The organism is Henriciella litoralis (assembly GCF_002088935.1).
Classification (GTDB): Bacteria; Pseudomonadota; Alphaproteobacteria; order Caulobacterales; family Hyphomonadaceae; genus Henriciella; species Henriciella litoralis.
The window spans coordinates 2,226,924-2,253,464 of sequence record NZ_NCSS01000006.1 but is presented as its reverse complement, the minus strand read 5'-3'; the positions used below and the strand labels follow the sequence as shown (position 1 = coordinate 2,253,464).

General features: G+C 60.3%; 26 protein-coding genes. 16 read left to right on the top strand and 10 right to left on the bottom strand.

Going from position 1 to position 26,541, the window contains the following annotated elements; translation table 11 throughout:
- Positions 1–187 precede the first annotated feature (187 nt).
- Positions 188–1,222, top strand: a complete 1,035-nt coding sequence (locus tag B8783_RS14550) for an aspartate-semialdehyde dehydrogenase (protein WP_084420816.1) — start codon at positions 188–190, stop codon at positions 1,220–1,222.
- Positions 1,223–1,392: 170 nt separating this feature from the next.
- The gene (gene rarD, locus B8783_RS14545) at positions 1,393–2,277 is read left to right on the top strand and encodes an EamA family transporter RarD (RefSeq protein ID WP_233355808.1); all 885 of its coding nucleotides are present in this window, start codon (positions 1,393–1,395) and stop codon (positions 2,275–2,277) included.
- 107 nt (positions 2,278–2,384) lie between these two features.
- Here the strand turns inward: rarD and B8783_RS14540 are convergent, their stop codons facing one another.
- A complete protein-coding gene (locus B8783_RS14540; RefSeq protein ID WP_084420814.1) occupies positions 2,385–3,503 on the bottom strand; it encodes a serine hydrolase domain-containing protein in 1,119 nt (372 codons plus the stop codon).
- An 80-nt stretch (positions 3,504–3,583) separates the two neighbouring features.
- Here B8783_RS14540 and B8783_RS14535 point away from each other — a divergent pair, with 80 nt between their 5' ends.
- The 12 genes from B8783_RS14535 (at position 3,584) to B8783_RS14480 (ending at position 12,703) form a co-directional block, all read left to right on the top strand.
- A complete protein-coding gene (locus B8783_RS14535; protein WP_084420813.1) occupies positions 3,584–4,084 on the top strand; it encodes a DUF302 domain-containing protein in 501 nt (166 codons plus the stop codon).
- Positions 4,085–4,226: 142 nt separating this feature from the next.
- Positions 4,227–5,114 (top strand): HpcH/HpaI aldolase/citrate lyase family protein, encoded by an 888-nt coding sequence (locus B8783_RS14530; protein WP_084420812.1) that lies wholly within the window; start codon positions 4,227–4,229, stop codon positions 5,112–5,114.
- A complete protein-coding gene (locus B8783_RS14525; protein WP_084420811.1) occupies positions 5,111–5,944 on the top strand; it encodes a hypothetical protein in 834 nt (277 codons plus the stop codon). Before B8783_RS14530 ends, B8783_RS14525 begins: the two co-directional genes overlap by 4 nt.
- Entirely contained in the window at positions 5,941–6,288 is a 348-nt protein-coding gene (locus B8783_RS14520; RefSeq protein ID WP_084420810.1) for an ArsC/Spx/MgsR family protein, read from the top strand. Before B8783_RS14525 ends, B8783_RS14520 begins: the two co-directional genes overlap by 4 nt.
- 72 nt (positions 6,289–6,360) lie before the next feature.
- Positions 6,361–6,618 (top strand): hypothetical protein, encoded by a 258-nt coding sequence (locus B8783_RS14515; protein WP_084420809.1) that lies wholly within the window; start codon positions 6,361–6,363, stop codon positions 6,616–6,618.
- 40 nt (positions 6,619–6,658) lie between these two features.
- A complete protein-coding gene (locus B8783_RS14510) occupies positions 6,659–7,693 on the top strand; it encodes a MaoC family dehydratase (RefSeq protein ID WP_084420808.1) in 1,035 nt (344 codons plus the stop codon).
- Between the two features lie 8 nt (positions 7,694–7,701).
- The gene (locus B8783_RS14505) at positions 7,702–7,935 is read left to right on the top strand and encodes a hypothetical protein (RefSeq protein WP_084420807.1); all 234 of its coding nucleotides are present in this window, start codon (positions 7,702–7,704) and stop codon (positions 7,933–7,935) included.
- A gap of 7 nt (positions 7,936–7,942) precedes the next feature.
- The gene (locus tag B8783_RS14500) at positions 7,943–8,359 is read left to right on the top strand and encodes a hypothetical protein (protein WP_084420806.1); all 417 of its coding nucleotides are present in this window, start codon (positions 7,943–7,945) and stop codon (positions 8,357–8,359) included.
- Between the two features lie 45 nt (positions 8,360–8,404).
- Positions 8,405–9,214 (top strand): diaminopimelate epimerase, encoded by an 810-nt coding sequence (dapF, locus tag B8783_RS14495; protein ID WP_084420805.1) that lies wholly within the window; start codon positions 8,405–8,407, stop codon positions 9,212–9,214.
- A gap of 83 nt (positions 9,215–9,297) precedes the next feature.
- Positions 9,298–10,593 (top strand): tRNA (N(6)-L-threonylcarbamoyladenosine(37)-C(2))-methylthiotransferase MtaB, encoded by a 1,296-nt coding sequence (gene mtaB / locus B8783_RS14490; protein ID WP_084420804.1) that lies wholly within the window; start codon positions 9,298–9,300, stop codon positions 10,591–10,593.
- Entirely contained in the window at positions 10,590–12,095 is a 1,506-nt protein-coding gene (gene ftsY, locus B8783_RS14485) for a signal recognition particle-docking protein FtsY (protein ID WP_233355807.1), read from the top strand. Before mtaB ends, ftsY begins: the two co-directional genes overlap by 4 nt.
- A complete protein-coding gene (locus B8783_RS14480) occupies positions 12,092–12,703 on the top strand; it encodes a 5-formyltetrahydrofolate cyclo-ligase (protein WP_084420803.1) in 612 nt (203 codons plus the stop codon). The genes ftsY and B8783_RS14480 overlap by 4 nt, the downstream gene beginning before the upstream one ends.
- On the opposite strand, the gene B8783_RS14475 is transcribed toward B8783_RS14480, so the two are convergent.
- Genes B8783_RS14475 through argH form a run of 4 tightly spaced genes read right to left on the bottom strand, consistent with a single transcriptional unit; the run spans position 12,700 to position 18,274 of the window.
- Entirely contained in the window at positions 12,700–15,318 is a 2,619-nt protein-coding gene (locus tag B8783_RS14475) for a DUF4175 domain-containing protein (RefSeq protein ID WP_084420802.1), read from the bottom strand. The two genes, B8783_RS14480 and B8783_RS14475, sit on opposite strands and share 4 nt — an antisense overlap.
- The gene (gene lysA / locus B8783_RS14470) at positions 15,306–16,571 is read right to left on the bottom strand and encodes a diaminopimelate decarboxylase (RefSeq protein ID WP_084422122.1); all 1,266 of its coding nucleotides are present in this window, start codon (positions 16,569–16,571) and stop codon (positions 15,306–15,308) included. Before lysA ends, B8783_RS14475 begins: the two co-directional genes overlap by 13 nt.
- Before the next feature lie 12 nt (positions 16,572–16,583).
- The gene (gene lptM / locus B8783_RS14465; RefSeq protein ID WP_084420801.1) at positions 16,584–16,862 is read right to left on the bottom strand and encodes an LPS translocon maturation chaperone LptM; all 279 of its coding nucleotides are present in this window, start codon (positions 16,860–16,862) and stop codon (positions 16,584–16,586) included.
- Positions 16,862–18,274, bottom strand: coding sequence for an argininosuccinate lyase (gene argH, locus B8783_RS14460; RefSeq protein WP_084420800.1), 1,413 nt, complete (start codon positions 18,272–18,274; stop codon positions 16,862–16,864). The genes lptM and argH overlap by 1 nt, the downstream gene beginning before the upstream one ends.
- 32 nt (positions 18,275–18,306) lie before the next feature.
- Here argH and B8783_RS14455 point away from each other — a divergent pair, with 32 nt between their 5' ends.
- Positions 18,307–18,897: a TlpA family protein disulfide reductase gene (locus B8783_RS14455; protein WP_169711804.1), complete on the top strand. Its 591-nt coding sequence runs from the start codon at positions 18,307–18,309 to the stop codon at positions 18,895–18,897.
- Here B8783_RS14455 and B8783_RS14450 read toward each other — a convergent pair.
- Complete coding sequence (locus B8783_RS14450) at positions 18,894–19,739, bottom strand: hypothetical protein (RefSeq protein WP_084420799.1); 846 nt, start codon at positions 19,737–19,739, stop codon at positions 18,894–18,896. The two genes, B8783_RS14455 and B8783_RS14450, sit on opposite strands and share 4 nt — an antisense overlap.
- A gap of 83 nt (positions 19,740–19,822) precedes the next feature.
- Between B8783_RS14450 and B8783_RS14445 the strand changes: the two genes are divergently transcribed.
- Positions 19,823–20,488: a Fe2+-dependent dioxygenase gene (locus B8783_RS14445; protein ID WP_084420798.1), complete on the top strand. Its 666-nt coding sequence runs from the start codon at positions 19,823–19,825 to the stop codon at positions 20,486–20,488.
- 7 nt (positions 20,489–20,495) lie between these two features.
- Here B8783_RS14445 and B8783_RS14440 read toward each other — a convergent pair whose 3' ends face one another.
- From B8783_RS14440 to B8783_RS14425, 4 genes are all read right to left on the bottom strand, one after another.
- Positions 20,496–21,566 (bottom strand): esterase-like activity of phytase family protein, encoded by a 1,071-nt coding sequence (locus B8783_RS14440; protein WP_084420797.1) that lies wholly within the window; start codon positions 21,564–21,566, stop codon positions 20,496–20,498.
- Between the two features lie 33 nt (positions 21,567–21,599).
- The gene (cobT, locus tag B8783_RS14435) at positions 21,600–23,612 is read right to left on the bottom strand and encodes a cobaltochelatase subunit CobT (protein WP_084420796.1); all 2,013 of its coding nucleotides are present in this window, start codon (positions 23,610–23,612) and stop codon (positions 21,600–21,602) included.
- A gap of 146 nt (positions 23,613–23,758) precedes the next feature.
- Positions 23,759–24,742, bottom strand: a complete 984-nt coding sequence (gene cobS / locus B8783_RS14430) for a cobaltochelatase subunit CobS (protein ID WP_084420795.1) — start codon at positions 24,740–24,742, stop codon at positions 23,759–23,761.
- A 91-nt stretch (positions 24,743–24,833) separates the two neighbouring features.
- A complete protein-coding gene (locus B8783_RS14425) occupies positions 24,834–26,519 on the bottom strand; it encodes an amidohydrolase (protein ID WP_084422120.1) in 1,686 nt (561 codons plus the stop codon).
- Positions 26,520–26,541: the final 22 nt, after the last annotated feature.

Here is a 26,541-nt window from a genome sequence, read left to right as displayed (position 1 = left end):
GATCTCTCCCGTCATCAGCTGATTACAGTTCCCACCCTGAATCCGCCTTAACCCTGCACTACATGCGTTTTGAATCAAGCCTAATGTTGCGGCGCGGCTATCGCGCAGCAACAAGGCATACGGGACACTGGATTGAGAAGCGGAACATTCTGTCTTAAGGGATGGTCGCTCGTGAAAGGATAAAAATATGGCACTCAGAGTCGCAATCGTCGGCGCAACAGGCAATGTGGGGCGCGAGCTTCTCAACATTATGGATGAGCGGAATTTTCCGGCAGACAAGGTCTACGCGCTCGCATCGCGCCGCTCGGTCGGCCGCGAGGTCAGCTATGGCGACAAGACGCTGAAATGCCAGGCCCTGGATGACTTCGATTTCTCAAAGGTCGATGTCGTGCTGATGTCGGCTGGCGGAACGCTGTCCAAGGAATGGTCGCCGAAAATCGCCGCCAAGGGCGCAATCGTGATCGACAACTCATCTGCGTGGCGGATGGACGATGATGTCCCGCTGATCGTGCCGGAAGTGAACGGCGCAGACGTGATGGGCTACAAGAAAAAGGGCATCATCGCGAACCCGAATTGCTCAACCGCGCAACTCGTCATGGCGCTGAAGCCGATCCATGATGCCGTTGGCATCAAACGCGCCGTCGTCTCGACTTATCAATCGGTGTCGGGCGCGGGCAAAGCCGGCATGGACGAGCTCTGGAACCAGACCAAGGGCATTTTCGTCAACGACAAGCCTGAAGCGAACGAGTTTTCCCGTCAAATCGCGTTCAACGCCATCCCGATGATCGGCTCGTTCCGCGATGACGGCTTCACCGATGAAGAAGCCAAGATGTGGAACGAAACCCACAAGATGATCGACCCGAACATCAAGCTGACGGTGACCTGCGTCCGCGTGCCGGTGTTTGTCGGCCACTCAGAGACGGTGAATCTTGAGCTCAATGACGCTCTATCGGTTGAAGATGCCCGCGAAGTTCTTCGCAACTTTGACGGCGTTCAGGTGATCGATAATCCGGAAGAAGACCAGTACGCCACGGCCATCGATTGCGCCGGCGAGTGGGACACATTTGTCTCCCGCATCCGCATCGACCCAACGGTCGAGCACGGCCTCTCCATGTGGGTTGTCGCCGACAATCTGCGCAAAGGCGCTGCCCTTAATGCGGTCCAGATCGCTGAAGAGCTGGTCAAGCGCGGCGCTGTGACGCCAGAGACAGAGCAGGCCTGATTTTCGGCCTTACTATGTAAAAAAGGCGCCGCTTCGTTTCTTTCGGAGCGGCGTTTTTCGTTAGGTTTAAGTAAAACTCAACGACGCAGTCCCTGCGCAAGAATCAGGTGGCGTTGTGACGCAAGGCGCATTACCTGCCGCGCATGTCAGCAGAGCTTCGCCTTGGATTCTTGAGCGCTTTGGGCGCCTACCTGCTCTGGGGCGGATTGCCGCTCTATTTCCGGGCGCTCGATCATATCGCGCCGACGGAAATCCTCGCGCATCGCATTCTGTGGGGCCTGCCGACCGCGCTTCTCTTCATTCTCGCGGCCTCGCGCTGGAAAGAACTTCGGGCCGCTCTGACGCTGAGACGTATCGGTTATCTCGCCATCTCCGCGACGCTGATCGCAATCAACTGGCTGGTCTATATCTGGGCGGTGTCCGCTGAGCGGGTGACCGAGGCGAGCCTTGGCTACTTCATCAATCCGCTGGTTAGCGTGCTGCTCGGCATGGTGTTCTTTTCAGAAACGCTGCGCCGCGCGCAATGGATCGCGATTGTCATCGCCTGCGTCGGGGTCGGCGTGCTGACCTGGGAGCTTGGCCGCCTGCCATGGGTGTCGCTGGTGCTGTGCTTCAGCTTCGCGACCTATGGTGCCGTGCGAAAAGTGATCTCGGTTGATAGCCGCGTCGGCTTCTGCATCGAAACGGCGCTGCTGTTTCCCATCGCGCTCATCTGGTTGAGCTGGTTTCAGACAACTGATGGCGGCAGCTGGCTTGGTGATGGCGGCTGGGACTGGATCGCCCTGCCCTTGCTGGGCCCGATCACGGCGGTGCCGCTCATCCTCTTCGCGCTGGCGGCCAAACGGTTGAAGCTCGCAACGATCGGGATGATGCAATACATGACCCCGACCATTCAGTTCCTGATTGCCGTGCTGATCTTCCGCGAACCCTTCGGCCTGGTCGATGCCATTGCCTTCGGCCTGATCTGGACCGCCCTTGCCATCTTCACGACCGACAGTGTGCTGGGCGAGCGCAAGGCCCGGCGTCTTGCGCGCTCAGCAAGACTCGCGGAATAAAAAAGCCCCGACCACTCGTCGGAGGGGCCGGGGCAGTCAGATGCATGTGAAGATGGCTGGATATCCATATTCAGGACAGGGTGGAGCAAGCGCCGTGCCAGTCTGCGCTAAAGACACCCATAGAGCGCATCGACGAGGCGCCGCGCCCTTGGATCGCCCTGCAAATAGCCAGACTGGCGGTTCATGATGTAGGCCGCCGACAGCTGCCGGTCTGGGTCGCCAAGCGCGAGCGAGCCGCCCCAGCCAGAATGGGCCAGCGTCTCAGGGTTCGGGCCGTAGATTCCGAGATTGTTGCGCATGACGCCAGCTGCGAACTCTGTGACGAAGGGCAGGATGAGATCATCGCCGATGACACGCCGCTTTGTGAGCGCGGCAAAGCCCTCTTCGCTGATCACCCGCTTGCCCTTCAGCATACCGCCATTGGCGTAAACGCCGTAAAGTTCAGCGACAGACCTCGCCGAGCCGTGCCCATTGGCGGCCGGCTGCTCCATCGTGCGCCAGTCGGACCCGCCACGGCTGGGTGAGGCCCATTTCGTGAGGAAAGCGGCCTTTTTGTACTCATTAATCTCACCAAGCCTCGGCATTTCGCGGGGGCGCATGATGTCGCCGACCCGGTCATGCTCGGACTCTGGCAGGCCGATATGGAAATCAACATCGCCCGGCTCGCAAAAATCCTCGCGCAGGATCGTCCCGAGGGAGCGGCCGGTAAAGCGCTTTACAACTTCGCCTGCGAGATAGCCCCATGTTGACGGATGGTAGCCGTGCGCTGTGCCCGGCTCCCACATGGGCTCAAGCTCGGCAAGCGCTGCAGCGAGAGCGGGTGGGTCGAGCCAGAGCTCAGGATCAATCGGCTCTACGAAGCCGACAAGGCCCGCCTGATGCGACAGCATTTCACCGAGCGTCACCTCTGCCTTTCCGGCGGCGGCAAATTCCGGCCAGATCTCGCTCACCCGGGTTTCATAGTCATCATTCAGCTCGCCGATGACCGAAGCAATGACGAGGGCGGAGATCCCTTTGGTCGTGGAATAGATCGGCACGAGCGTGCGGTCATCCCAGAGTTTCTCTTTTGCACGGTCCGCATAGCCGCCCTGAAGATCAATGATGACCTCACCGTCCAGTATGGCCGCAAAGCCTGCGCCAAGCTCCTCGCCTGCCTCGAAAGTGGCCTCGAAGACATCCCGCACGGGCTCAAATCCTGCTGCGACCTTGCCTCTGATGTCTGCCATGCCGGCTCCTTTTCCTGGGATTGTCTGAACGACCCTTCCAGCTGTGCGTTCAATCTGGCGATAGCAAGTCAGGACTTCAGATGAAACATTCAATTCTCGCCGCCATCGCAGGCGCTTCGATTCTCGCTTCAGCGTGCGCCACAAATCCCGAGCTGGAGAATATGGTTCAGGAGGAAGCCGCTGAGCAGCCGTCGACGCAAGCCATTATTGCTGCCCAAAGCGCTTCGGATTTTGCAACGACAGTCGACCAGCTTCGCGCGGCCCTGGAATCGCGGCCGCTGACGATCTTCGCGACGGTTGAACATGCAGAAGGCGCAAGAAAGGCGGGGCTTTCCCTCTCGCCATCTACGCTATTTATTTTCGGCAATCCGAAGTCCGGGGCGCCCCTGATGCAGGCCAATCCGGCGCTCGGCATTGAGCTTCCGATGAAGATACTGGTGATCGAAACCGATCAGGGCGTGCAGGTGATCCGGCAGGATATCTTCGGCGTGCTGCAACAGTACGGCGTTTCGCCAGAAAACACTCCGGCAGCCAAGATGGATGAAACGCTGGCGGCAATCGTGGCCGAAGCGACGCAGTAAATCCTGACCATCAACGGCCACCGCGATCGGCCGAGACCAATTTGTCGGTCTTTCGACGCGGCCTTTCGTATCGCGGCGGTTGTCTTCTGCCGGGCTGGCGCTGTAAATGCGCGAGACAAAGCCGCTTACGGAAAGACACCAGATGACTTCGACGACCCACCGCCCTCGCCGTTCCTGCCTCTACATGCCTGGCGCCAACTCGCGTGCGCTGGAAAAAGCAAAATCCCTTCCAGCTGACGTCGTTATTCTGGATCTGGAAGACGCCGTCGCGCCAGATGCGAAAATTGAGGCCCGCAAGACCGTGTGTGACGCGGTGAAAGCTGGCGGGTATGGCAAGCGCGAAGTCGTTATTCGTGTGAATGGTCACGATACCGAATGGGGTCTCGATGACATCAAGGCCGCCGTCGAGGCCGGCCCGGATGCCATCCTCGCACCGAAAGTCATTGATGGCGGCGATATTGACCGGCTGGACGACGCCTTGAGCCGCGCTGGCGCCCCGAAAGATATGGGCCTCTGGGTGATGATCGAGATGCCGAAGGCGCTCTTCAACATTATCGACATTGCAGAAGCGGCTGGACGCACGCGCCTGACGGCCTTCGTCATGGGTACGAATGATCTCGCCAAGGAACTGCGCGCGGTGAACGATCCGGCCCGCACCGCTTTTCAGACCTCGTTCGGCCTGACGCTGGCCGCTGCGCGCGCCTATGACGTGATCGCCATTGACGGCGTCTTCAACGACATTTCAGACACGGACGGCCTCGAGGCCGAAACCCGTCAGGGCCGCCTGCTCGGCTTTGACGGTAAGACGCTGATCCACCCCTCTCAGATCGCCGCTGCGAATGAGATTTTCGCCCCCGCCGAGGCCGATGTTCAACAATGCCGCGACGTGATCGAGGCATTTGCAGACCCTGCAAACAAAGGCAAAGGCGTCCTGAAGGTGAACGGTAAGATGACCGAGCTGCTGCACCTCGAAGAAGCCCGCCGCATCGTCGCCGTCGACGAGGCCATCAAAGCGATGGAGACCGCTTGAAAAGCATTTTCACTTCTTTGCTATTATTGTGCTTCAGCACCGCGTGCTCGCCAGCCTCATTATCAGAGGAAGCGGAAAAACCGCAGGTCGACTGTTCGAACAAGGAACGGGGGGCCTGCCTTTTTGAGCAAGCTAGCCAAGAGACAAATTTTGACAGGGCTTTAGCTCTTCACAGCGAAGCGTGCGAAGAGGAATTTGCGTTGAGCTGTGGCGACGCCGCTGAGCTTTTGATGCAAAACAGGACGTCGGATTTTCCCGATAAGTCTGAGCGTGACCAAATAGGCGCACTGGCTGAAAAGGGCTGCCAACTGCGCAATGGGAGGTCATGTCTAATCAGTGGCATGATCGTGTTAGCCGAGATCGAGGCGCAAGTCGGGCACACCCTACCAGACCAGTGGCCCGAACCTCTCGCCCGCAGATACTTTGAGGATCTTTGGGTTGGATGCGAAATGGAAGAACCACTTGCGTGCGCCTTTTACGCCGACAAGTCGGTTAAGGCCGACTTTCCACGCCTTGGCGATGAGAACGCAGGGCCTCAATTCCTCAGAGAACAACAAGCAGCCCTTAAAGCCTGCGACGCAAACATCATCATCGGCTGCACAGCATATGGCGTTTCTCAGGTTCGCGCCCGCCCAACCAACTTTGAAGTCGCGGCAGATTATTTCTGGATGGGTTGCGCTGAAAATAGCGTGGAAGCGTGCGTATACCTCACGCAAGTGGTGACAGAAGACATGAACAAAGATCTTCTACAGGAACAATTGATCAAATTTTGCACCCTCGATAGTTCAGAAGCGACTTTACAGGGACTTGATTGCAAGGACATCCAATGACCTACACACTCCTGCACCACACCGGCTGCTCCACCTCGCGCAAGGGCCTGGCCCTGCTTGAGGAAAACGGCATTCAGCCAGAGATCCGCAAATACATGAATGCCGGCGAAGCGCTGAGCTTCGATGAACTGAAAGACATCGCGAAGAAAATGGGCGCGAGCTCCCCTCGCGATTTCCTTCGCGCGAAAGATGCTGAAAAGTTCGATGTGCCAGACACGCTTTCCGACGAAGAGCTTTACGCGGCCATGGCGGACAATCCGCGTCTGATCCAGCGACCGATCGGCATCAAGGGCGACAAGGCGGCGCTTGGACGTCCGATTGAAAAACTGCTCGATATCGTCTGATCACACCCGATCAATCAAATTTCATCTATCGGTGAAGCGCGGCTGAAACCAGTTTCTGCGAAACAGTTTCGCATGACACTGCTCATCCTTCTCGCATGCGTTTTGCTGCTGGCTTCGGCTGCCCTCCTCTTCGGACCGCAGCTCGTGACCTATGGCACAGATGGCCTTCGGTCCCTTGCCCGCCGCGGCGATGCGCGGTTCGTAAGTGCCTTCCTGATAGGCGCGCTCTGCTTGCTGGTTTTTGCGGCCGGGCCCGCAACGGTCTTGATTTCCAGTGGTGACACGGTGCAGGTGGTTCAGATTGAACCTGTAGGGGCCAGCATCGCCTGACGCGATGCACTGAGCTGCCCCGGACAACACTGAGGGCAGCATGACAAAATCCAATCCCGGCAATTATTTCGAAGACTTCAAGCCCGGCATGGAGCTTGTTCACGCGACGCCTCTGACGCTGACCACGGGCGATATTTCGCTCTACCGCGCCCTCACCGGAGATCGGCACGCGCTTTATTCGGCTGCGACCTTCGCCGTCTCCAATGGCTTTGACCAGTTGCCGATTGACCCGCTGCTCGCCTTTCACGCGGTGTTTGGAAAGACGGTGCCGGACATCTCCCTCAACGCTGTGGCCAATCTTGGCTATGCCGATGGCAAATTCCTGAAGACGGTGAACCCCGGCGACACGCTGACCGCGATTTCCGATGTCATCGGCGTGAAGGAAAACTCCAATGGCAAGACCGGCGTCGTCTGGGTGCGCACGCGCGGCGAGAACCAGCATGGCGAGATCGTCCTCTCCTATGTTCGCTGGGTGATGGTGAACAAGAAGAATGCCTCGAACCCGGCCCCGGAAGCGGTAATCCCTGATCTTCCAAAGGTCGTCGCCGCCGAAGACCTCGTCGCCCCGGCCTACAAGACTTGGGATCCGGCGCTTGCAGGTTCGAACTGGCGCTTTGGCGACTATGAGGTCGGCGAGAAAATTGATCACGTCGACGGCATGACGGTGGAAGAAGCCGAGCATCAGACCGCGACCCGCCTCTATCAGAACACCGCAAAAGTGCACTTCGATGCACATGCCCAGAAGGACAGCCGGTTTGGCAAGCGTCTGATCTATGGCGGTGTGGTGATCTCGATTGCCCGCTCGCTATCCTTCAACGGGCTGGAGAGCGCCGCGCAAATGCTGGCAATCAATGCGGGCACCCATGCCGGGCCACTCTTTGCCGGTGATACGATCTATGCCTGGTCTGAAGTGCTGGACACCGCAGAGCTGAATGAGACCACTGGCGCGCTGCGGCTTCGTCTGGTCGCTGCCAAGAACCACCCATGCAGTGATTTCCCGCTACGCGGCGAGGATGGGAAATATCATCCAGATGTGCTGCTCGACTTCGATTACTGGGTCGCCATCCCCAAATAAGGGTCTGCATGATGTTTGTCCGACACCTTCTGCTCGCCCTCGCCGTCTCATTCGGCCTGTCTCTCGCCTTCTGGGCGATATTCGGCGTGTTTGTGCTGGTGCCCTTCCTGGTCGTCTCGACCCTTTGTGCGTTCGCAGGTCTCGCCATTGGCTGGCTGTCCGGGCGTCGGCTGGCCGTGACCCTCATTGCCACAGCCATCATTCGCATCGGCATCTACTTCGCCATGACAGCTGGCGGCTGAGACGGATATGACAGGCATCCCCGGCTTTGACGGCCTTCCACTCTTTGCGACGATCATCGCCGTCATTCTGTCAGCGATTGCGAGCCTTCTTGGCACGATGACCCGGAAGCAACAGGTCGAGATGGGCATGGTGGATACCGCCGCGCTCTGTGAGCTGACCGGGATTACCGACCCGCGTGACTTGCAGGATGTCTTCGGCCCGCCTGCGATGAACCGGGTGTGGCACGGGCTGACACTGCCGATGATCCTGCAAGAGCGCCGGATCGCAGGCCATCTCATCAGCAATGACCGCATCGATCAGGCGTGTATCGCGATTGCCGTGATCGCCGTTTTCTGGCGCCATCCAATTGTCGAAGGGCTTCTCGTGCTGGCCGCTTGTGTCCAGATCGCCGGATGGGCGCTTGCGTATAAATTGCCGAAGTAAGATTTGAGCTTCCGCTCAGCGCCCAGACCCCCTACATGAGCGGCCATGCAAGTCTGGAAAATGAATGGAGCGGGAAACGCCTTCGCCATCTTTGATGCGCGTCAGCAGGGCTTTGCGCCCAGCCCGGACAAAATTCGTGAGATTGCGGCTGAAATGAAAGCCGATCAGGTAATGTCCATCGAGGCAGATGAGGGCGCGACAGCCTTCCTGCGCATCTGGAATTCATCTGGCGAAGAGGTTGGCGCCTGCGGAAACGGCACGCGCGCCGTGGCGCATCTCCTTCTGGAAGAGAGCGGGGTGGATGAAGTGCGCATCCGCACCGCGGCCGATCTCCTGCGTGGCCTTCGCGCGGACAATGGGCTGGTGACGGTCGATATGGGCCGCCCCATCATGGAATGGGAGCGTATTCCGCTGTCGGAAAAGATGGATGTGCGCGGCGTCGATGTTCGTATCGGGCCAATGGACAAGCCCTACCTCGCCAAGCCAGCTGTTGTCTCCATGGGCAATCCGCATGCCGTCTTCTTCGTTGAAGATGTGGACGCCTATGACATTCCGGCCATCGGCCCGCTGATTGAGTGGCATCCGCTGTTTCCGGAAGGCACCAATGTCGGCTTCGCGCAGATCATTGACCGGGAAACGATCCGTCTTCGCGTCTGGGAACGCGGCGCCGGGCTGACCAAGGCTTGCGGCACCGGCGCATGCGCGGCCCTTGTCTGCGCCGCACGGGCCAACAAGACGGAGCGCCGCGCCAAGCTCATTCTGGACGGCGGCGAGCTTATAATCGACTGGCAGCGCAGCGATGACCATGTGCTGATGACCGGCCCGGTCGAGCTGGAAATGACCTTCGACGTCTGATCGGCCATACAGCCGGGCCTGACGCGCGCCCTTGATTCAGCTAGCATTCAGCGCGAAGTGGCCTGCTGCAGGACAAATTGCCCATGACCGTAACCAATCCTCCAAAGACGAAGGCCGCCAGCAGCAAGGCCAAAGTCATCACACTTGGCTGCCGCCTGAACTCGTACGAGTCCGAGGTGATGCGCGGCCATGCCGAGGATGCAGGTCTTGGCGATGCGATCATTATCAATACCTGCGCGGTGACATCAGAAGCGGTGCGAACCGCGCGCCAGACGATCCGCCGCGCCAAAAAGGATAATCCGGACGCGCGCATTCTGGTGACGGGGTGCGCGGCGCAGATCAATCCGGGTGAATTTGCCGACATGCCGGAAGTCGACCGGGTGATTGGCAATCATGAAAAGATGCAGGCCGCGACATGGGCCTCACCTGCCCTGCTCGAAGGCCATGAGAAAATCCTCGTCAACGACATCATGTCGGTGAAGGAAACCGCGGCCCATCTCATCGATGGGATGGAGGGCCGGGCCCGCGCCTATGTACAGGTCCAGAATGGCTGCGATCATCGCTGCACCTTCTGCATCATCCCTTATGGCCGCGGAAACTCCCGCTCTGTGCCAGCAGGCGATGTCGTCCAGATGATCCGCCGACTGGTTGAGACCGGGCATTATGAAATTGTGCTGACCGGTGTGGATCTCACAAGCTGGGGCGCGGATTTGCCGGGCCAGCCGCAACTTGGAAATCTCGTCCAGCGGATCCTGAAACTCGTGCCGGATCTGAAACAGCTCAGAATCTCCTCAATCGACGCGATTGAGATGGATGACGCGCTGTTCGAAGCGATGGCGGAGCCGCGCCTTGCGCCTTTCATGCATTTATCGCTGCAACACGGCGACAATCTCATTCTCAAGCGGATGAAAAGGCGCCATTCACGCGAGCAGGCCATTGAGCTGGCCGAGCGGCTACGCACGATCCGGCCGGACATGGCGCTCGGCGCTGACATTATTGCAGGTTTCCCGACCGAAACCGAAGCGGCGTTCGAGAATTCCCTCAAACTGGTGGACGAGTGCCGCATCGCCTTTCTGCATGCCTTTCCCTACAGCCCACGCCCCGGCACGCCTGCTGCCCGCATGCCGCAGCTGGAGAAAGCCGTGATCAAGGCCCGCGCGGCGCGGCTGCGTGAAACCGGCGCAGCGGCCCTCTCGCGGCACCTCAAGACCCATGTCGGCGCGGTGCGCAGCGTGCTGGTCGAGCAGGAAAATAGCGGCCGCCTCCCGGACTTCTCGCAAGTGGCGCTTAAAGGTTTCGACACGCTGGAGGCTGGACGCCCGGTGGAAGCCCGGATAGTCGCTGAAGACGGAAACAAACTGATGGCGGAGCCCGCATGATCCTCTGGTTCGGCAAGAAAAAGAAAAAAGAAGAGCTACAGGACGCCGGCGCGGCGATGCCTGAGCCGCAACTGTCGGCAGAAGAACTCGCGGCCAAGGAAGCGGCTGAAAAGGCTGAAGCGGAGCGTAAGGCCGCTGAACAGGCCGAGATCGACCGCGCGGTCGCCGAGGCCAACAAGGCCTGGGAAGAGCGTCAGAAGCGCGAACAAGCAGAAGCTGCCGCAGAAGTCGAACGGCTTGAAGCTGAAACGAAGCGCGCTGAAGAGGCGAGAGAAGCTGCCCGCAAGGCCGCTACCGAAGCCCGGCAGAAGGCTGAAGCCGATGAAGCTGCCCGGCAAGCTGCCGAGGCCGCCGAAGCCGAAGCCAAGCGTCTCGAGGAAGAAGCCGAGCGCGCGCGTGCCGCCGAGGCCGAACGTCAGGCCGCGCGGCAAAAAGCTGAAGCTGAACTGAAGCTGCTGGAAGATCGGCGCAAAGCCGAAGCGGCCCGTGAGGCAGCCCGCCTCAAGGAAGAAGAGCGCCAGGCCGCCATCGCGCGCGGTGAGCCAGACCCCTATGCCGAAGTCCGCGATCCAGGCTTTTTCGGTAAGCTTTCGGGCGGACTGTCAAAATCCTCGTCGAAACTTGGCACCAGTCTTACAGGCGTTTTCAATCGCCGCAGGCTCGATGATGAGGCGCTGGAAGATCTTGAAGATCTTCTGATTACTTCAGACCTCGGCGCAAAGGTCGCCTCGCGCGTCACAACCAATCTCGCAAAGACCCGCTTTGACAAGGATGTCACCGATGACGACATCCGCTTCGCGCTGGCTGAAGAAATCGAAGCCATCATGAAGCCGCGCGAAAAGATCGTCGATTTCTCTGATGGGCCTCGCCCGCGCGTCGTGCTGTTTGTCGGCGTCAACGGCTCCGGCAAGACGACCACGATCGGCAAGATTGCCTCCAAACTTAAGGAACAGGGCGCCAAGGCGCTGCTCGTCGCCGGTGATACATTCCGCGCGGCCGCCATTGAGCAACTCACCGTCTGGGGGGAGCGGGCCGATATTCCAGTGATGTCCAAGCCGACGGGCGCAGACGCGGCCGGACTTGTTTATGAAGCGATTGAACGGGCGAAAGCCGAAGATCTCGATCTTGTTCTCGTCGACACGGCGGGCCGTCTGCAGAACAAGGCCGAGCTGATGTCCGAGCTCGCCAAGATCGTTCGGGTGACGCGCAAGCTCGATCCGGACGCGCCGCATGATGTGATCCTCGTTCTGGATGCGACGGTCGGCCAGAATGCGCTCTCGCAGGTCGAGGCCTTCCGTCACACGGCTGAGGTGTCTGGCATTGTGATGACGAAGCTCGATGGCACCGCAAAAGGCGGCGTCCTCGTTGCGGTGGCTGAGGCCCATGATCTGCCAATTCACTTCGTCGGCGTTGGCGAACGCGCAGAAGACCTCCAGCCCTTTAGCGCCAAGGCCTATGCCCGCGCGCTGGTTGGTCTTGCAGAAGAAGAGACTGCGGTTTGAGTGCTGCCGACAAACAGGCCCTGCGCGATGAGTTGAAGACCCTGCGCGAAGAAGCCCATGCCCGCGACCCGGATGCCGGCGAAACGCTTGCGGACAAGTTTCCAATGAAGCTGCTTGAACGCTATGGGCCGATTGTCAGCGGCTATCTGCCGATCAGCAGCGAGATTGACCCTCGGCCGCTGATGGGAAAGCTGGCGAAGGCCGGGGCGAAGCTGGCTTTGCCGCGCATTGATGCTGGCGAGATGTCATTCCGGCTCTGGCAGCCAGGCGATGCGCTGGAGGACCGGGCGTTCGGCCTTAGCGAACCTTCAGAGGACGCCGTGCGCGTTCAGCCGACCCTGATGCTGGTGCCATTGCTGGGATTTGACGGCGCCGGAACGCGCATTGGGTACGGCAAGGGCCATTATGACCGCGCTATTTCTGACATCCGCAAGGATGGACGGGTGTTTACCTGCGGTCTCGGCTTTCACGCCCAGATGATGGATAATCTGCCAGTCGAGGACCATGATGAGCCGCTCGACTGGGCCGTTACCGAGCGCGGCTCTGTGCCGATTTTCATGATGCGGACATTTGCCAAATCCGGCGGTGACGGGCCGGACGCGGCCTAGAAGCGGTCCAGAAGGCGCTGAAGATAATCGCGCTCTTCTTCATCGGCCGCATCGCCATAGCGCCGGCGCAATTCTTCCAGAATATCCTTCGCGCGCTGACGCTCAGCCTCATCGGGAATATTGACGTCCCGGCCATCAGCCACGCCGCCCATTGGACGGCCGAACGGATCAACCTCATCAGATGAGCTGCCATATTCATCGCCGAGGCGTTCGCGGCGGGCGGCATCCAGTTCGCCAGCCAGCTGCTGAGCAAGCTCGCCGAGACGGTCGGTCGCGTCATCCTGATTGCGTTGGGCCCGCATCGTATTGCCGTCGCGTAGAGAGTCCGCCGCGCGGCGCTGGGCACGCTCAATGGCGCGCATGGCATTCTCATCCAGTTCGCCCGCGCCGGCACCCTCACCGTCTTCACCGCGGCGGCGCAGCATTTCCTCGATCATATCGCCAAGTTGGTCCTGCCGCTCGGCTAGCGATGTTCCCTCTTCGCCAAATTCGCCGTTTGCGCCGGGCTGATCCTGCCCTTCGCCGTCGGGGCCCTGCGGCTCACCCGGTTGCTGGCCGGGCTGAGGCCCGCGCTCGCCGCGTTGCTCTGCCAGGGTCTCGTCATTCAGTTCGCGCTGCTCGCGCAGAAGGTCTGACAGCTCGCGCAGGGTATCTGAGAGCTCACGCTCTTCCTGCGGCACGTCCTCATCATTTTCGCCCTGCTCGCCGGGCATTCCCGGCATGCCATCGCCGCTGCCATTGCCCTGCTGGAATTCCAGATTCTCGAGCATGTTGGTGATGTCGGAGAGAAGCTGGCGCGCCTGATCGGTCGCGCCGGTCTCTGTGAGGTCAGACAGGGCGTCGAGCATGTCAGCGAAGTCAGACCCGCCGAGGCCAGCCCCTGCCCCGTTCTGTGCGCCATCGGTATCGTCCGGCGGCGCTTCGAGGCCATTGGCGAGCGCCTCTGCCATTCTTGCGGCCATGTAGTTCTTGGCCGCCTGCTTGAACGCTTCCAGGCGGCGCTGGATTTCTGCTTCGGACGCGCCGTCCCGCAAGGCTTCCTCAAGCGCTTTGCGGGCGGCCTGTAGCGCGCGCAAGGCATCTGCGGCGCTGCCATACTCAGCCCGTAGCGCCATGGCCCAGAGGATCGGCTCGGTCGTGTCGGCCTCGTCAGTTGAACTTGCGGCCTGCAACATGCCTTCAACATGGCGCAGGGCAAAATAGATGCTGATATCCTCGAAGTAGCGCGGCGCTTCATAGGTGACGGCTTCAATCATCAGCGACGCGCGCTGAATGCCTGGTGGCGCGCGGCCAATGCGCTGTGTGGCGGCGGTAAAGACCGCGCCTGCCTCCAGCGCCTCACCATTTTCATTCTCGACCGTTTCATATTCACCATCCTCGCGCAGGATAGTGACACGGATATCCTGAATGGCGCGGGCGAGCGGTTGAAGCAGCAGCTTTTCCGGCAGAATGAAGACGGCAGGCTCTGAAAGGCTTGCCTGTCCGGCCCCATCGGTGGCCCTGAGGCGCGCGCTAACCTCAAGCCCGGCCCAGCGATTGCGGGTCATGTCGATGGCGGTGGTATCTTCAGCTTCTTTCGGCGCAATTGAAGGCAACTGAACCTCAACGGCCTCTTCCACGCCATTTGACTGGTCGGTGCGCGTCAGCACCAGCTCCAGCTTCGAAACGCCGTAATCATCTGAGGTTTTCCAGGAAAACTCTGTCTTGTCGGTCGGCGTCAGTTCAGGGGTCGAGACCCACTCGACCTCAGGCGGGGCATCCGGCGAGGCGAGGATTTGCCAGGTGGCCCGATCCCCCCACCAGGTGACGCTTATATCGCTGTCAGCGGAAATGATCGCCCGCGCTTCGAAGGCGCCTTCAGGCGTGGTGTCAAACCGGAAGGATTGGCGCTCATCGCTGGCATCGACGACGAGCTTCGGCGCAGACGGCGCCTCAGCGCGCACCGTCACTTCTGAGCCAGCCGGCACGCGAACAGCGTCCTGTCCGGATTGGAGAAAGATGGGCGGCTTGCCGGTATGGCGCGGCGGCGTGATCCAGGCTTCGATGCGGATCGTTTCAGCGCCAAACAGGCTGCCAAAGTCCGGATTGACGGCACGCTGCAGCCGCTCGCCGGCTACATTCCATGTCATCAGAACCAGGACAAATAGCGCGGCCGGAACGAGGTAGCGGAGATAAAACGGGTCGACCTCTTTCCACCGCCCCGCAAAGGACGGCACCTGCAGACGGCGGGCCGCATCGGTCAGCCTCGTCTCATGCGCCCGCCAGAGCGCGACACCTTTGGCTTCAGGCCGCGCGGGCCGGTCATTGAGGGTGGACAGAGGGCGCAGGTCTGACTGGCGGTCGAGCAGATCGATGGCTTCACGCCGCTGCGGACCGCGAAACCGCATCCAGCCAAGCACACCCAGCACGCCAACGCCGACAACGAAGATAATCAGGGAGAGCGCGGCGAGCTTGTCGGTCGACGCGTCGAGAAGGCCTGTCAGGGCCAGAAACACAAAAACCGAGAGGATGATCAGCAAAGGCCAGAAAGCGCGCACCGCGCTAAGCCGCCAGAGCGCGCGTTTGGTCCGCGCAATCTTGGGCTCTATTCCGGGGATGCGTTTCAGCTCAGCCAATCAGGTATGTTCTCCAGCGCGACCATTTCCTCAAATTCAGGACGCCTGCGCACGACCGCATACTGGTCGCCATCGACAAGCACTTCCGCAACAAGAGGTCTCGCATTGTATTGCGACGAAAGCACGGCACCATAGGCACCCGCTGACATTATCGCGAGACGGTCACCGCCTTCAATGCGGGGCATGAGGCGTTCTGCAGCGAACTTGTCGGTCGACTCACAGATCGGGCCGACAATGTCATAGCGCACCTGTTCGGCGTCTTCGGGTCGCTCACGGAGCGGCATGAAATCATGATGGGCCTGATAGAGCGCCGGGCGCATGAGGTCATTCATGCCCGCATCGATAATGAGGAAATTACGCTGGGGCGCCGGCTTTACGAACAGCGCTTCTGTCACGAGGACACCGGCATTGCCCGCAATCACACGGCCTGGCTCCAGGATGACATCGAGACCGAGCCCTTCCGTCACCTCCCGGATCATATTGGCATAATCCGAGGGAGGTGGCGGCGTGTCAGACGACTTGTAAGGGATGCCAAGACCGCCCCCGAGATCAACCCGGCTGATCGCATGGCCTTTGTCACGCAAGCGCTTGATGAGGTCGATCACCCGCTCAAACGCCGCCTGCATAGGCGCGATCTCGTCGATCTGGGAGCCGATATGGACATCAACGCCGACCGCTTCGATGCCATCAGTCTCAGCGATCTGGTCGTAGGCCAGCTCAGCCTCGCTCCATGGCACACCAAACTTGTCGCCGGATTTGCCGGTGGAGATGTTGGGGTGTCCGCCCGCGGCAACATCAGGATTAACCCGCACCGCGACCTTTGCCGTCTTGCCCATAGACTTGGCCACGTCAGCGAGTACGGCGAGCTCTGCCGAGCTTTCAATGTTGAACTGGTGAATACCCTCTTCGAGACCAAGGCGCATCTCGCTGCGGGTCTTGCCCACACCGGAGAAAACGATCCGCGAGGCCGGAATGCCTGCCGCGCGGGCTCGCTTTAGTTCGCCGCCGCTGACCACGTCCGCGCCGCAGCCTTCATTGGCGAGCGTCCGGAGCACGGCGAGATTGCCATTGGCTTTTACTGAATAGGCGATCAGGCAGCTCATGCCATCGAACGCTTCGGCGATGACGCGTGCGTGGCGCTTCAGCGTTGCCGACGAGTACACATAGACCGGCGTACCAACCGCGTCCGCGATGGTGTCCAGGGCCACATCCTCACAAAAAAGGCGACCGTCTCGATAGGTAAAATGGTGCAATTGACTACTGCCTCAGCCCGGCTCGACTTCGTCGAGACCGCCCTCATTGACGTCGCCAACCGGGTCTGCCTTCGGGATCTCACCGCCAAGATCATTGTAATAGGGCGAATCCGCATCCTTGGGCGCGGCCGCGTCGGCCTCCACCGTGACAGCGACGGGCGTGCGCTCTGCGGCATCGGCTGGCGCCGCCGAAAAGATCGGAGGGGGCCGCTCAAGCTCTCCGCGAATGCCGCAGGCGCTGAGGGCCGCGGCTGTGCTGAGAAGGAAGATTGTCGCAATAGGTCGTTTCATCAGGTATTGGCCTCCAGGCCCAGGCGTTTCGTCCAGAGTTCCACTTGCTCACTTACCCGCACGGGCGAGGTGCCGCCATAACTTTGACGGCTGCCAGCAGATGCTTCGACGCTTAGCACGGAAAATATGTCGTCGGTAAGGCGTGGTTCGACGGTCTGCATGGATTGTAATGACAGCGCTTCCAGCTCGACACCGTCTGCTTCTGCCATGGCCACGATGCGTCCCGTGACATGGTGCGCATCGCGGAACGGCATCTTCATTTCCCGCACCAGATAATCGGCAAGGTCCGTCGCCGTCGAAAACCCCTTGGCGGCGGCCGCGCGCATGGCTTTGCGGTTGAAGGTGATCGTCTCGATCATTCCGGTCATCGCCTGGGCGCAGAGGCCGAACGTGTCGAACGCCTCAAATGTCAGGCGCTTATCGTCCTGAAGGTCCTTGGCATAAGCGAGCGGCAGGGCTTTGACGGCACCCTGCAGGCTGACGAACTGGCCGGTGATCAGCGACGCTTTGGCGCGGATAAGCTCAGCCGCGTCCGGATTGCGCTTTTGCGGCATGATGGATGAGCCGGTCGACCACTCATCAGAGAGCCGCGCAAAATTGAACTGCGCACTGGACCAAAGCACGATCTCTTCAGCAAGACGCGAGAGATGCGTCGCCGCGATGGAGAGAGCCGAAAGCGCTTCGAGGGCAAAGTCCCGCGCCGACACCGCATCGAGCGAGTTGGCCATCGGCCTGTCAAAGCCGAGTGCCTCTGCGGTCATGTCCCGATCGATCGGAAAACCTGTCCCTGCGAGGGCGGCGGCGCCGAGCGGGGACTCGTTCATGCGGATGGCGGCGCCATGCAGGCGCGCGCGGTCCCGCTCGATCATCTCGACATAGGCGAGAAGATGGTGCCCGAGCGTGACGGGTTGCGCGGTCTGCAAATGGGTGAAGCCGGGCATCACGGCATCGACGTTCTCGCCGGCGCGCCTCAAGAGCGCAACCTGCAGCCCCGAAAGCGCAGATCTTGCTTCCATAATGGCGCCGCGCGTCCAGAGGCGGAAGTCGGTGACGACCTGGTCATTGCGAGAGCGAGCGGTGTGCAGCCGGCCCGCAGGCTCACCGATCAGCTCTTTCAGACGGGCTTCGACATTCATGTGAATGTCTTCCAGCTCGACACGGTAAGGGAAGGTGCCAGCCCTCACCTCTTCCAGGACGGTATCCAGACCGGACTGAATCGCCTCATTGTCCTCTTCGGAAATAATGCCGGTCTCAGCCAGCATATCGGCATGGGCACGGCTGCCCGCGATATCCTGCAGCGCCATGCGTCGATCAATATCGATCGACGCGTTAATGGATTGCATGATGTCGGATGGTTGCGCGGCAAAGCGTCCTCCCCACATCTGCTGGCCTTGAGACGGCTTATCGACCATATGTTCAATCCCGTTGCCTGGAGCCTTGCGAAATGCCCCGTTTTCTAAAATTTGCTATTCCAGCCATGCTGGTCGGACTTGTCCTAGCGCTGCTTTATGCATTGCTAAGCGCGAGTTCCAAGGGCGGAAATGAAGACCAGGTCGCAAAACTGGCAACTGGCAGCCTGTCAAAGCTGAATACCGATAGTCGCGGCACTGCTGCATCCACCTCGACTTTCGAGGGGCCCGATGGCCGTGAGATGACTTTGGGAGACTTTGAGGGCCGGGTCATCCTCGTCAATTTCTGGGCCACCTGGTGCGGACCGTGTGAGCGCGAAATGCCTTCACTGGCCGCGCTACAGCAAGCCAAAGGCAGCGATAAATTCCAGGTCGTCGCCATCAGCGTCGATGCCAGCGACGACAAGGACTATGCCCGCCAACGCCTGCAGGAGCTGGCAGGTGGCAACATAGATTTCTATTTCGCACCCCCTGAAAAATGGGACATCGTCTACGAGAGCAAGGCTCAAGGATTTCCGACGACCGTGATCTATGACGCCGACAGCAAAGAGATTGCGCGTCTCGCTGGCGAAGCTGAATGGGATTCCTATGAAGCGGTCGCCCTGATCGACGCGATCACCAATTAGCGAACCGCCGACAGCTCCAGCTGAACGCGGGCAACCTGCGCAGCCACTTCGCTGACAGGCGCGGGTGTCGAACTGGCGAGCGGGGCCTCAGGCCAGAGAGCCAGCAGCCGGGCAAGCTCTGCGCGAACAGCCTCGCCGGCCTCACCTTCCAGATCACGCGCATAATAGCTTGCAACCGTCACAAAGCCGAAGGCGTCCTGATATTCGCCCGCATTGACGATTTCGCCATCGACCACGCCGACACCGTACTCATCAACCGTGGTGTCCATCAGAAAGCCGATGATCTGCTGCGGTTCGCCGCCGACCTCAGCTGCCAGCATTTCGAGGTTTTCCTCAGCCTCAACAAGCTGATCCTCAATGGCGTCAGACTCCGTGCCACTTTCAAGCGCTTCGGAAATTTCAACGAAGAGATCGCCTTTGAAGCCGAGCTCATCAAGCCCTGCGCGCTCATCTGCATGCGTTTCTGAAACCGGGTGCAACAGGTGGCGGGCCGCCTGATCCGGGGCACCCGCGCGGTAGAGTGCGAGACCAGCTTCGACATGGCCGCGCATGAAGGCCAGACGGTCCTGAATTGGCAGTGTGCCTGGCGAATGGGCACCAGATTCGCCGCCTTCGCCTTCTCCGCCTTCCCCCTCGCCGGATTCCCCGGCATAGCTCGCCCCGGCGCTCTCGCCGCTTTCACCAGCGGGCGCCGCAGCTTCTCCAGCTTCGCCAACGACCGCAGCTTCACCGGTTTCGCCGGCTGCCTCGCCGCCCTCACCCCCGCAAGCCGCGAGGCTCGTTGTGCTGAGAAGCGCGGCAGTCAAACCAAACCGCATCAGGTCTTTTGGGGTAAACGTCATGGGAGGATCCACTCATATTGTGTAATGACAAATCTGTGCGATTTCTTTAGTGCAAATCATTCTCAAACTCAATGGTAGGACACATGTTCTTTACGATATCTGATGTGCTCGGGCAGGAAGATGTCGAGCGGGTGCGCACCAAAGCTGAGACGCTGGACTGGGTGGACGGCAAAATTACCGCCGGCCGGTCAGCGAAAGCTGTGAAATCAAACCTGCAGGCAGATCTGAAATCCGGCATCGGTCCTGGCCTGCATGAGTTTCTGATGAATGCCATCGCCAATCACCGCATGGTTCGCTCCCTTGCGCGCCCAAAGCGGTTTTCCCGCCTCCTTCTCAGCCGCACTGAGGATAGTGGGCATTATGGATTTCATGTCGATAATGCCCTGATGGGCAGCGACGAGAAGCAGCTGCGCACGGATCTTTCTTTCACGCTCTTTCTGGCAGATCCGGACACTTATGAGGGCGGCGAGCTCAGTATCTCGACGGGCGCAGGCGTGTTCGAGGCCAAGCCGGCAGCAGGGACGCTGATCCTGTACCCATCCGGCGCCATTCATCAGGTCAAGCCGGTCACATCCGGGTCGCGTCTTGCCTGTGTGGGCTGGATCGAGAGCCGCATTCAGCGCGCCGACCGGCGGGAGGTTCTGGCAGACCTTGAAGCGGTGCGTTCAAGCCTGCCGCGCACATCGACCGATCAGCGGCTCGCCCTCGACAAAACGATTTCGAACCTGATCCGGATGTGGGCCCAATAGGCTGGCATCAAGACGATGGCGTCTCGAAGACGTAAAGCAGGGTTCGCTGGCGATCGCTGAAATTGTCGTCCGATATGATGAACAGTCGGACCCGCCCGTCCGGCAGGCCCATGGCCGCGATGCCTTCAAAATTATCAACCTCAAGCGGGCTATTCAGTTTGGCCAATTGCTCGACCTCACCATTTGCGCGGCGGACGTTGATATAGAGGGTGTTTTTGCGGGTCAGCGGATTATACGACCGGTGCAGGCTGAACCGTTCGCCATTCAGGACATCCATCCCGACCAGTGGCACCCGGTGCGCGTCGATCCAGTCTTCGCTGTCGAAGCCAATGGCACCACCGCGAGCGACAGTCCCGACGGGGCCCAGGCCATTGACCACGGTCTCGAGCCCAAAGATCATCCCGTCGCCATCGAGCGCGAGCGCTTCAGGCCCTGAATTGTTGCCGATGGATTGACCAAGGCCCGCCGGACGATCGCCCAAACGCGACACAAGCACGGCATGCGCTTTGGCGCCGCAAAGGTCAAAACCATAAGCCTCAATCCTGTGGTCACGCTCAAAGCTGACGAACGCAATGCCATCGCGATAGTCGAGACCTTCGGCATCGGCCTCTTTCTTGCCCGTCAGAATGTTTGCCTCGCCATCGGTGAGATAGGTCATGCTGGCCTGACCAAGCGGTGTCAGCTTTTCTTGGTCGAAGGGAATCTGGATAAGCGCACCGGCATCGGACACCGCCAGCAGATCGCCGCTGGGCATGACTTTGAGACCGGACAAACCTCCAAATGAGGCGAACGGCGTGGAAAGTGCCCATCCGTTCACGAAAGTCAGGCCCGACAGCGCGTCACCCAGCGCTTCATCTGTGCCGGGAAGGACCGGGTCAGCCTGCAGCTTGAAAGACATCGAGAAACTGTCTTGCTGACCCTCAGGACAGGACTGCGAAACGATGTCCGCACTGGCAGCGTCAAAGCTCCACAGATCATCGGCAGCGATCATTTGAGTCAGGTCCGGCGCGGCGGCTGTACAAGCAGCTAGCCCGATGAGGCAGCCCATCATTGCGGCCGGGAGGTTGCGCATAGTCATGCTCGGATCGTCGCCTTTAGATGTGAAAGCAAATCAGGACTTGGATGTCTTGCGAGCGACGTCCTGCAAGCTTGTGGTCTTCACGTCGCGCCCTGTCCCGGTTTTCGAGCCATATCGCGGCCCGCCCGAGCTGGTCGCCGAAATGCCGCTACTGCGTGCGCGGGCCGGCGAGCTTTGAGGCGCGACGGACATCGCTTCCGGGGCTGGCGCATTGCCCTTTTCGTCAAACAGGCTGGCAAGCTGCTCAGTGATCGCGCCGCCAAGCTGTTCTGCGTCGACCAGGGTCACGGCGCGGCGATAGTAACGGGTCACGTCATGGCCGATGCCGATGGCAATCAGCTCCACAGGGCTGCGCCCTTCGATCTCGGCGATGACCTGACGCAGATGACGCTCAAGATAATTGCCGACATTCACACTCAGCGTGGAATCATCGACCGGCGCACCGTCGGATATGACCATCAGGATCTTGCGTTGCTCAGGACGGCCAAGCAGGCGTCCATGCGCCCATTCGAGCGCTTCGCCATCGATATTCTCTTTCAGAAGGCCTTCGCGCATCATCAGACCAAGATTGCGGCGCGCGCGGCGCCACGGCGCATCGGCTGACTTGTAGATGATGTGGCGCAGATCGTTCAGACGCCCCGGGCCAGCCGGCTTGTTCGCCTTCACCCAGTCCTCCCGCGACAGGCCGCCCTTCCAGGCTTTGGTGGTAAAGCCGAGAATTTCGACTTTCACACCGCAGCGCTCAAGCGTGCGGGCGAGAATGTCAGCACACAGCGCTGCCACCATGATCGGGCGGCCACGCATCGAACCGGAATTGTCCAGAAGCAGCGTGACAATCGTGTCCTTGAACTCGGAATCGTCTTCCTGCTTGAACGATAGCGGCGCCGTTGGATCGGTGATCACGCGCGTCAGGCGCGCCGTGTCCAGCACACCCTCTTCCAGATCGAAAGACCAGGAGCGGTTCTGCTGCGCCATCAAGCGGCGCTGCAACTTGTTGGCAAGCTTCGAGACCGCGCCCTGCAGGGTCTGCAGCTGATGATCGAGATAGGCCCGCAGCCGCGTCAGTTCCTCGCTGTCGCAGAGATCAGCCGCGTTCGCGATCTCGTCATGGGCCTTCGTATAGGTCCGATAAACGAATTCAGGCTTGTCATCGCCATCGCGGAAGTTTGGCCGCAGGGGTTTCGAGCCATCATCGGACTCGTCGACATCATCATCGCTGTCAGCGTCCGCATCGGCATCGACGGAAACATTGGTTTCCTCGCCCTCGACATCGTCGCTCTCGCCAGCTTCCATTTCCTCGGTTGAGCTGCCGTCGGTCTCATCGCCAGCATCGGAGTCTTCACTGCTCGTGGACTGCTCGTCGGAGTCGTCCTCAGTCTCGCTTTCCGACTCGTCTTCGGAATCGTCGCCCGATTCATCGCCTTCTGTGAGGTCCTTGATGAGGCGCTGGACCGTGCGGGCGAACGCTCGCTGGTCACTCATCTGGGTAATCAGCTCATCCAGCGTATCACCGCCGCGCGACGTAACTTCTTCACGCCAGATCGACGCGATACCTTCTGCTTCCGGCGGCAAGGTCCGGCCGGTCAGCTTTTCGCGCAGGAGAAACTCGATCGCAGGCGCAATCGGGGCCTCGGTGCGGTCCTGCATGCGGGTGTAGCCGGCTTTCTCGCACCGCGCGGCCAGCGCCGCGTCGAGATTTGTCGCTGTCCCGTCCATCGCATTCGCGCCGATGGACTCAATCCGGGCGCGCTCAGCCGCTTCATAGACCTGGCGGGCCATCTCGCCTTTTGGACGTTCCGCATTGTGGGCCACAGGGTCATGATGGGCCATCCGCAAGGACAGCGCATCAGCTTCACCGCGGGCGCGCGCCGCCTGACGGGCGCTTAGCTCCCTTGGCGGCGTCTGCAGGATGAGGCGGCCGCCTTCGGCACGCCCGGCTTCCGCGCTGAAGCTCGTCTCCACATCCCGCGTCTGGCTCATTGCCTTGGCGGTCGTTGCAAGCGCCTGCTTGAAAAGCTCGAAGGGCGTATCGTCTGTCTTGGCCATCCTGCTCACATAGCGCTTATGTCCGCCGATGCGAAGAGCGCAGGACGGTTCAATTACAACTCACCTAGCGTCAGCCGCGCTGGCAGTCAGAGCGGGCGCGACCGGCTGGCTTTTTTGGAACGGAGCCGAGGCCCGCGACCCGAAGATCAGGCGACGCGAACCATGAGGGCGCTCTCGGGCAGCTCTTCATTGAAACAGCGCTGATACATCTCCGCGACCAGTGGCCGCTCAAGCTCATCGCACTTGTTCAGGAAGGTCATCCGGAAGGAGTGACCAAGATCGCCGAAGATGCGGTAATTTTCCGCCCAGGTGATCACGGTCCGTGGGCTCATCACAGTTGAGATGTCGCCGTTCATGAACGCGTTCCGGGTGAGATCTGCCAGACGGACCATCTTGGACAGAAGCTCCTTGTCGAGATCAGTTGCCTTGGTGGAGACGATCTCGACTTCGGCGTCATGCTCAAGATAGTTCAGCGTCGTGACAATGCTCCACCGGTCCATCTGACCCTGGTTGAGCTGCTGCGTACCGTGATAGAGGCCGGTCGTGTCACCGAGACCAACCGTGTTGGTCGTCGCGAAGAGGCGGAAATACGGGTTCGGCGCAATCACGCGGTTCTGGTCGAGCAGCGTCAGGCGGCCGGAGGCCTCCAGGACGCGCTGGATCACGAACATCACGTCCGGGCGACCGGCGTCATACTCGTCAAAGGTGATCGCCACCGGGCGCTGCAGTGCCCATGGCAGAATGCCTTCACGGAATTCTGTAACCTGTACGCCCTCTTTCAGGACGATCGCATCCTTGCCGACCATGTCGATACGGCTGACATGGCTGTCGAGGTTGATCCGGATCATTGGCCAGTTGAGGCGCGCGGCGACCTGCTCGATATGGGTCGATTTACCGGTGCCGTGATAGCCTTGGACCATAACGCGGCGATTGTGCTCAAAGCCCGCCAGGATCGCCATCGTGGTCTGCGGATCGAACCGGTAGGACGGGTCAACCTCCGGGACGTATTCGGTTCTCGTCTCGAAGCCATGAACCACCATGTCGGTGTCGATGCCGAAAACGTCGCGAACCTTCACCTCAACTGTTGGCTCTAGCCCGGTCAGAACATCGGTGTCGCTTGTCAAACTCATGGATTATGTCTCCGAAATCGGTTCCCGAAAGGTGCGTTTCGTGGGTTTTAGCACGCGATCACGCTGCGCCTAGTGCGACGCAAGGTAAATCTTACTTGGCCCGTTGCCAGACAATTTCACCCTGCACAACTGTCATCATCGCCTCAGCGTTCAGAATGTCAGCTTCAGGCACCTCCATCAGGTCCCGGTCGAAGACGGTAAAGTCCGCCAGCTTGCCGACTTCGATCGTGCCAAGATCATCTTCCATGAAGGCGGCATAGGCCGGGGCAGACGTAAATAGCGCGAGCGCCTCGGTCCGGCTGAGCGCCTGTTCCGGGTGCCAGCCTTGCCCGTCATTGCCCTCAAGATCCTTGCGGGCAACAGCGGCGTAGAACTCGATCAGCGGTGAGCCAACTTCCACAGGCGCATCAGACCCGCCAACGACAATCGCGCCATTGTCCAGCAAGTCTTGCCAGGCATAGGCACCATCGAGCCGCGCAAATCCCAGCCGGGCGGGCGCGAATTTGAGGTCACCAATCGCATGCGAGGGCTGCATGGAGGCAATCAGGCCGTCTTCGCCGATCCGTTTGATGTCATCAGGGTTCACGATCTGCGTGTGCTCGATCCGCCAGCGCTTCTCCGGGCCATAGCCGCCCTCTTCGAAGGCGTCGATGATGTGCCGGTTGGCAAGATCACCGATGGCGTGGATGGCCAGTTGATACCCGCCTTCATCGGCCTGGCGCATCTGCGCTGAGAGCTCTTCCTGACTGGTGCGCACCACGCCAGAGGTGTCCGGGCGGTCGCTATAAGGCTCAATCAGCAAGGCCCCACGAGACCCGAGCGCGCCATCCATGTAGAGCTTCACGGCCCGATTCGTGATCGTGTCGGTTTCGAACAGATGGCCCTCGGCGATATTGGCGCCCTCAGCGTCAAAGGCATTCCAGAGCCGCAATGGCATCTGACCAGCCTCATCGAGCGCTTTCAGAACGCTGGCATGGCCTGGCGAAACCGACATATTGTGCACGCCCGTCCAGCCACGCTCGACATAGACATTCGCCCCCTCGACAAAGGCCCGCTTCACACCGTCAGGCGTCGGGGCGGCGATCAGCGCGCCAATCGGGGTCATGGAATTGTCGATGAGGATGCCGGTTGCCTTGCCATCTGCGCCGCGCTCGATCTTGCCGCCGGAGACATCTTCAGAAGCGTCCGTTATGCCGCCGGCCTCAAGTGCTGCCGAGCTTGCAACGAGTGCGTGCCCATCGGCCCGGTAGAGAATGACCACGCGGTCACCGGCAACGCTGTCGAGGTCGGCCGCGGTCGGCATGCGCCCTTCCGGCCAGTCTGTCTCGATCCAGCCGCCACCGATGATCATTTCGCCCTCAGGCAACTCCTCATCCTGCGCGGCCACAGTCTCGAGCAGCTCCGCGAGCGACTTGACGCCCGACAGGTCGAGCGAGAGTTCACGCTGCCCAATGCCGATCAGATGCGCATGGCCATCGGTGAAGCCCGGATACATGAAGGCGTTGTCCAGCCAGACGAACTCCGCGCCCTCTATCTCCACTTGTGCGTCGAGATCATCAATCGAGCCGGTCCAGACGATCCGGCCGTCGTCATTCACAGCAACTGTGTCCACAGTCTCGGTGCCAAGGCCGGTATAGATTGTACCGCTGGAAAAGATGCGGGTCGCTGTTGGCTGTAGGGCGCCAGCGGCCTCTACTGTTTCCGGCGCGGATGCGGGCGCCGTCTGCGCACAGGCAGTCAGGATAGCGGCAGATAGAATGGCGGCGTTTCTCAGCATGGACAGCTCCCGGAATATCTTT

Excerpts from the sequence above, each read along its gene's own strand:
- B8783_RS14550 (WP_084420816.1), top strand. The coding sequence starts at position 188 with ATGGCACTCAGAGTCGCAATCGTCGGCGCAACAGGCAATGTGGGGCGC.
- B8783_RS14540 (WP_084420814.1), bottom strand. The coding sequence starts at position 3,503 with ATGGCAGACATCAGAGGCAAGGTCGCAGCAGGATTTGAGCCCGTGCGG.
- B8783_RS14535 (WP_084420813.1), top strand. The coding sequence starts at position 3,584 with ATGAAACATTCAATTCTCGCCGCCATCGCAGGCGCTTCGATTCTCGCT.
- B8783_RS14530 (WP_084420812.1), top strand. The coding sequence starts at position 4,227 with ATGACTTCGACGACCCACCGCCCTCGCCGTTCCTGCCTCTACATGCCT.
- B8783_RS14520 (WP_084420810.1), top strand. The coding sequence starts at position 5,941 with ATGACCTACACACTCCTGCACCACACCGGCTGCTCCACCTCGCGCAAG.
- B8783_RS14515 (WP_084420809.1), top strand. The coding sequence starts at position 6,361 with ATGACACTGCTCATCCTTCTCGCATGCGTTTTGCTGCTGGCTTCGGCT.
- B8783_RS14510 (WP_084420808.1), top strand. The coding sequence starts at position 6,659 with ATGACAAAATCCAATCCCGGCAATTATTTCGAAGACTTCAAGCCCGGC.
- B8783_RS14505 (WP_084420807.1), top strand. The coding sequence starts at position 7,702 with ATGATGTTTGTCCGACACCTTCTGCTCGCCCTCGCCGTCTCATTCGGC.
- B8783_RS14500 (WP_084420806.1), top strand. The coding sequence starts at position 7,943 with ATGACAGGCATCCCCGGCTTTGACGGCCTTCCACTCTTTGCGACGATC.
- dapF (WP_084420805.1), top strand. The coding sequence starts at position 8,405 with ATGCAAGTCTGGAAAATGAATGGAGCGGGAAACGCCTTCGCCATCTTT.
- mtaB (WP_084420804.1), top strand. The coding sequence starts at position 9,298 with ATGACCGTAACCAATCCTCCAAAGACGAAGGCCGCCAGCAGCAAGGCC.
- ftsY (WP_233355807.1), top strand. The coding sequence starts at position 10,590 with ATGATCCTCTGGTTCGGCAAGAAAAAGAAAAAAGAAGAGCTACAGGAC.
- lptM (WP_084420801.1), bottom strand. The coding sequence starts at position 16,862 with ATGAAACGACCTATTGCGACAATCTTCCTTCTCAGCACAGCCGCGGCC.
- argH (WP_084420800.1), bottom strand. The coding sequence starts at position 18,274 with ATGGTCGATAAGCCGTCTCAAGGCCAGCAGATGTGGGGAGGACGCTTT.
- B8783_RS14455 (WP_169711804.1), top strand. The coding sequence starts at position 18,307 with ATGCCCCGTTTTCTAAAATTTGCTATTCCAGCCATGCTGGTCGGACTT.
- B8783_RS14450 (WP_084420799.1), bottom strand. The coding sequence starts at position 19,739 with ATGACGTTTACCCCAAAAGACCTGATGCGGTTTGGTTTGACTGCCGCG.
- B8783_RS14445 (WP_084420798.1), top strand. The coding sequence starts at position 19,823 with ATGTTCTTTACGATATCTGATGTGCTCGGGCAGGAAGATGTCGAGCGG.
- B8783_RS14440 (WP_084420797.1), bottom strand. The coding sequence starts at position 21,566 with ATGACTATGCGCAACCTCCCGGCCGCAATGATGGGCTGCCTCATCGGG.
- cobT (WP_084420796.1), bottom strand. The coding sequence starts at position 23,612 with ATGGCCAAGACAGACGATACGCCCTTCGAGCTTTTCAAGCAGGCGCTT.
- cobS (WP_084420795.1), bottom strand. The coding sequence starts at position 24,742 with ATGAGTTTGACAAGCGACACCGATGTTCTGACCGGGCTAGAGCCAACA.
- B8783_RS14425 (WP_084422120.1), bottom strand. The coding sequence starts at position 26,519 with ATGCTGAGAAACGCCGCCATTCTATCTGCCGCTATCCTGACTGCCTGT.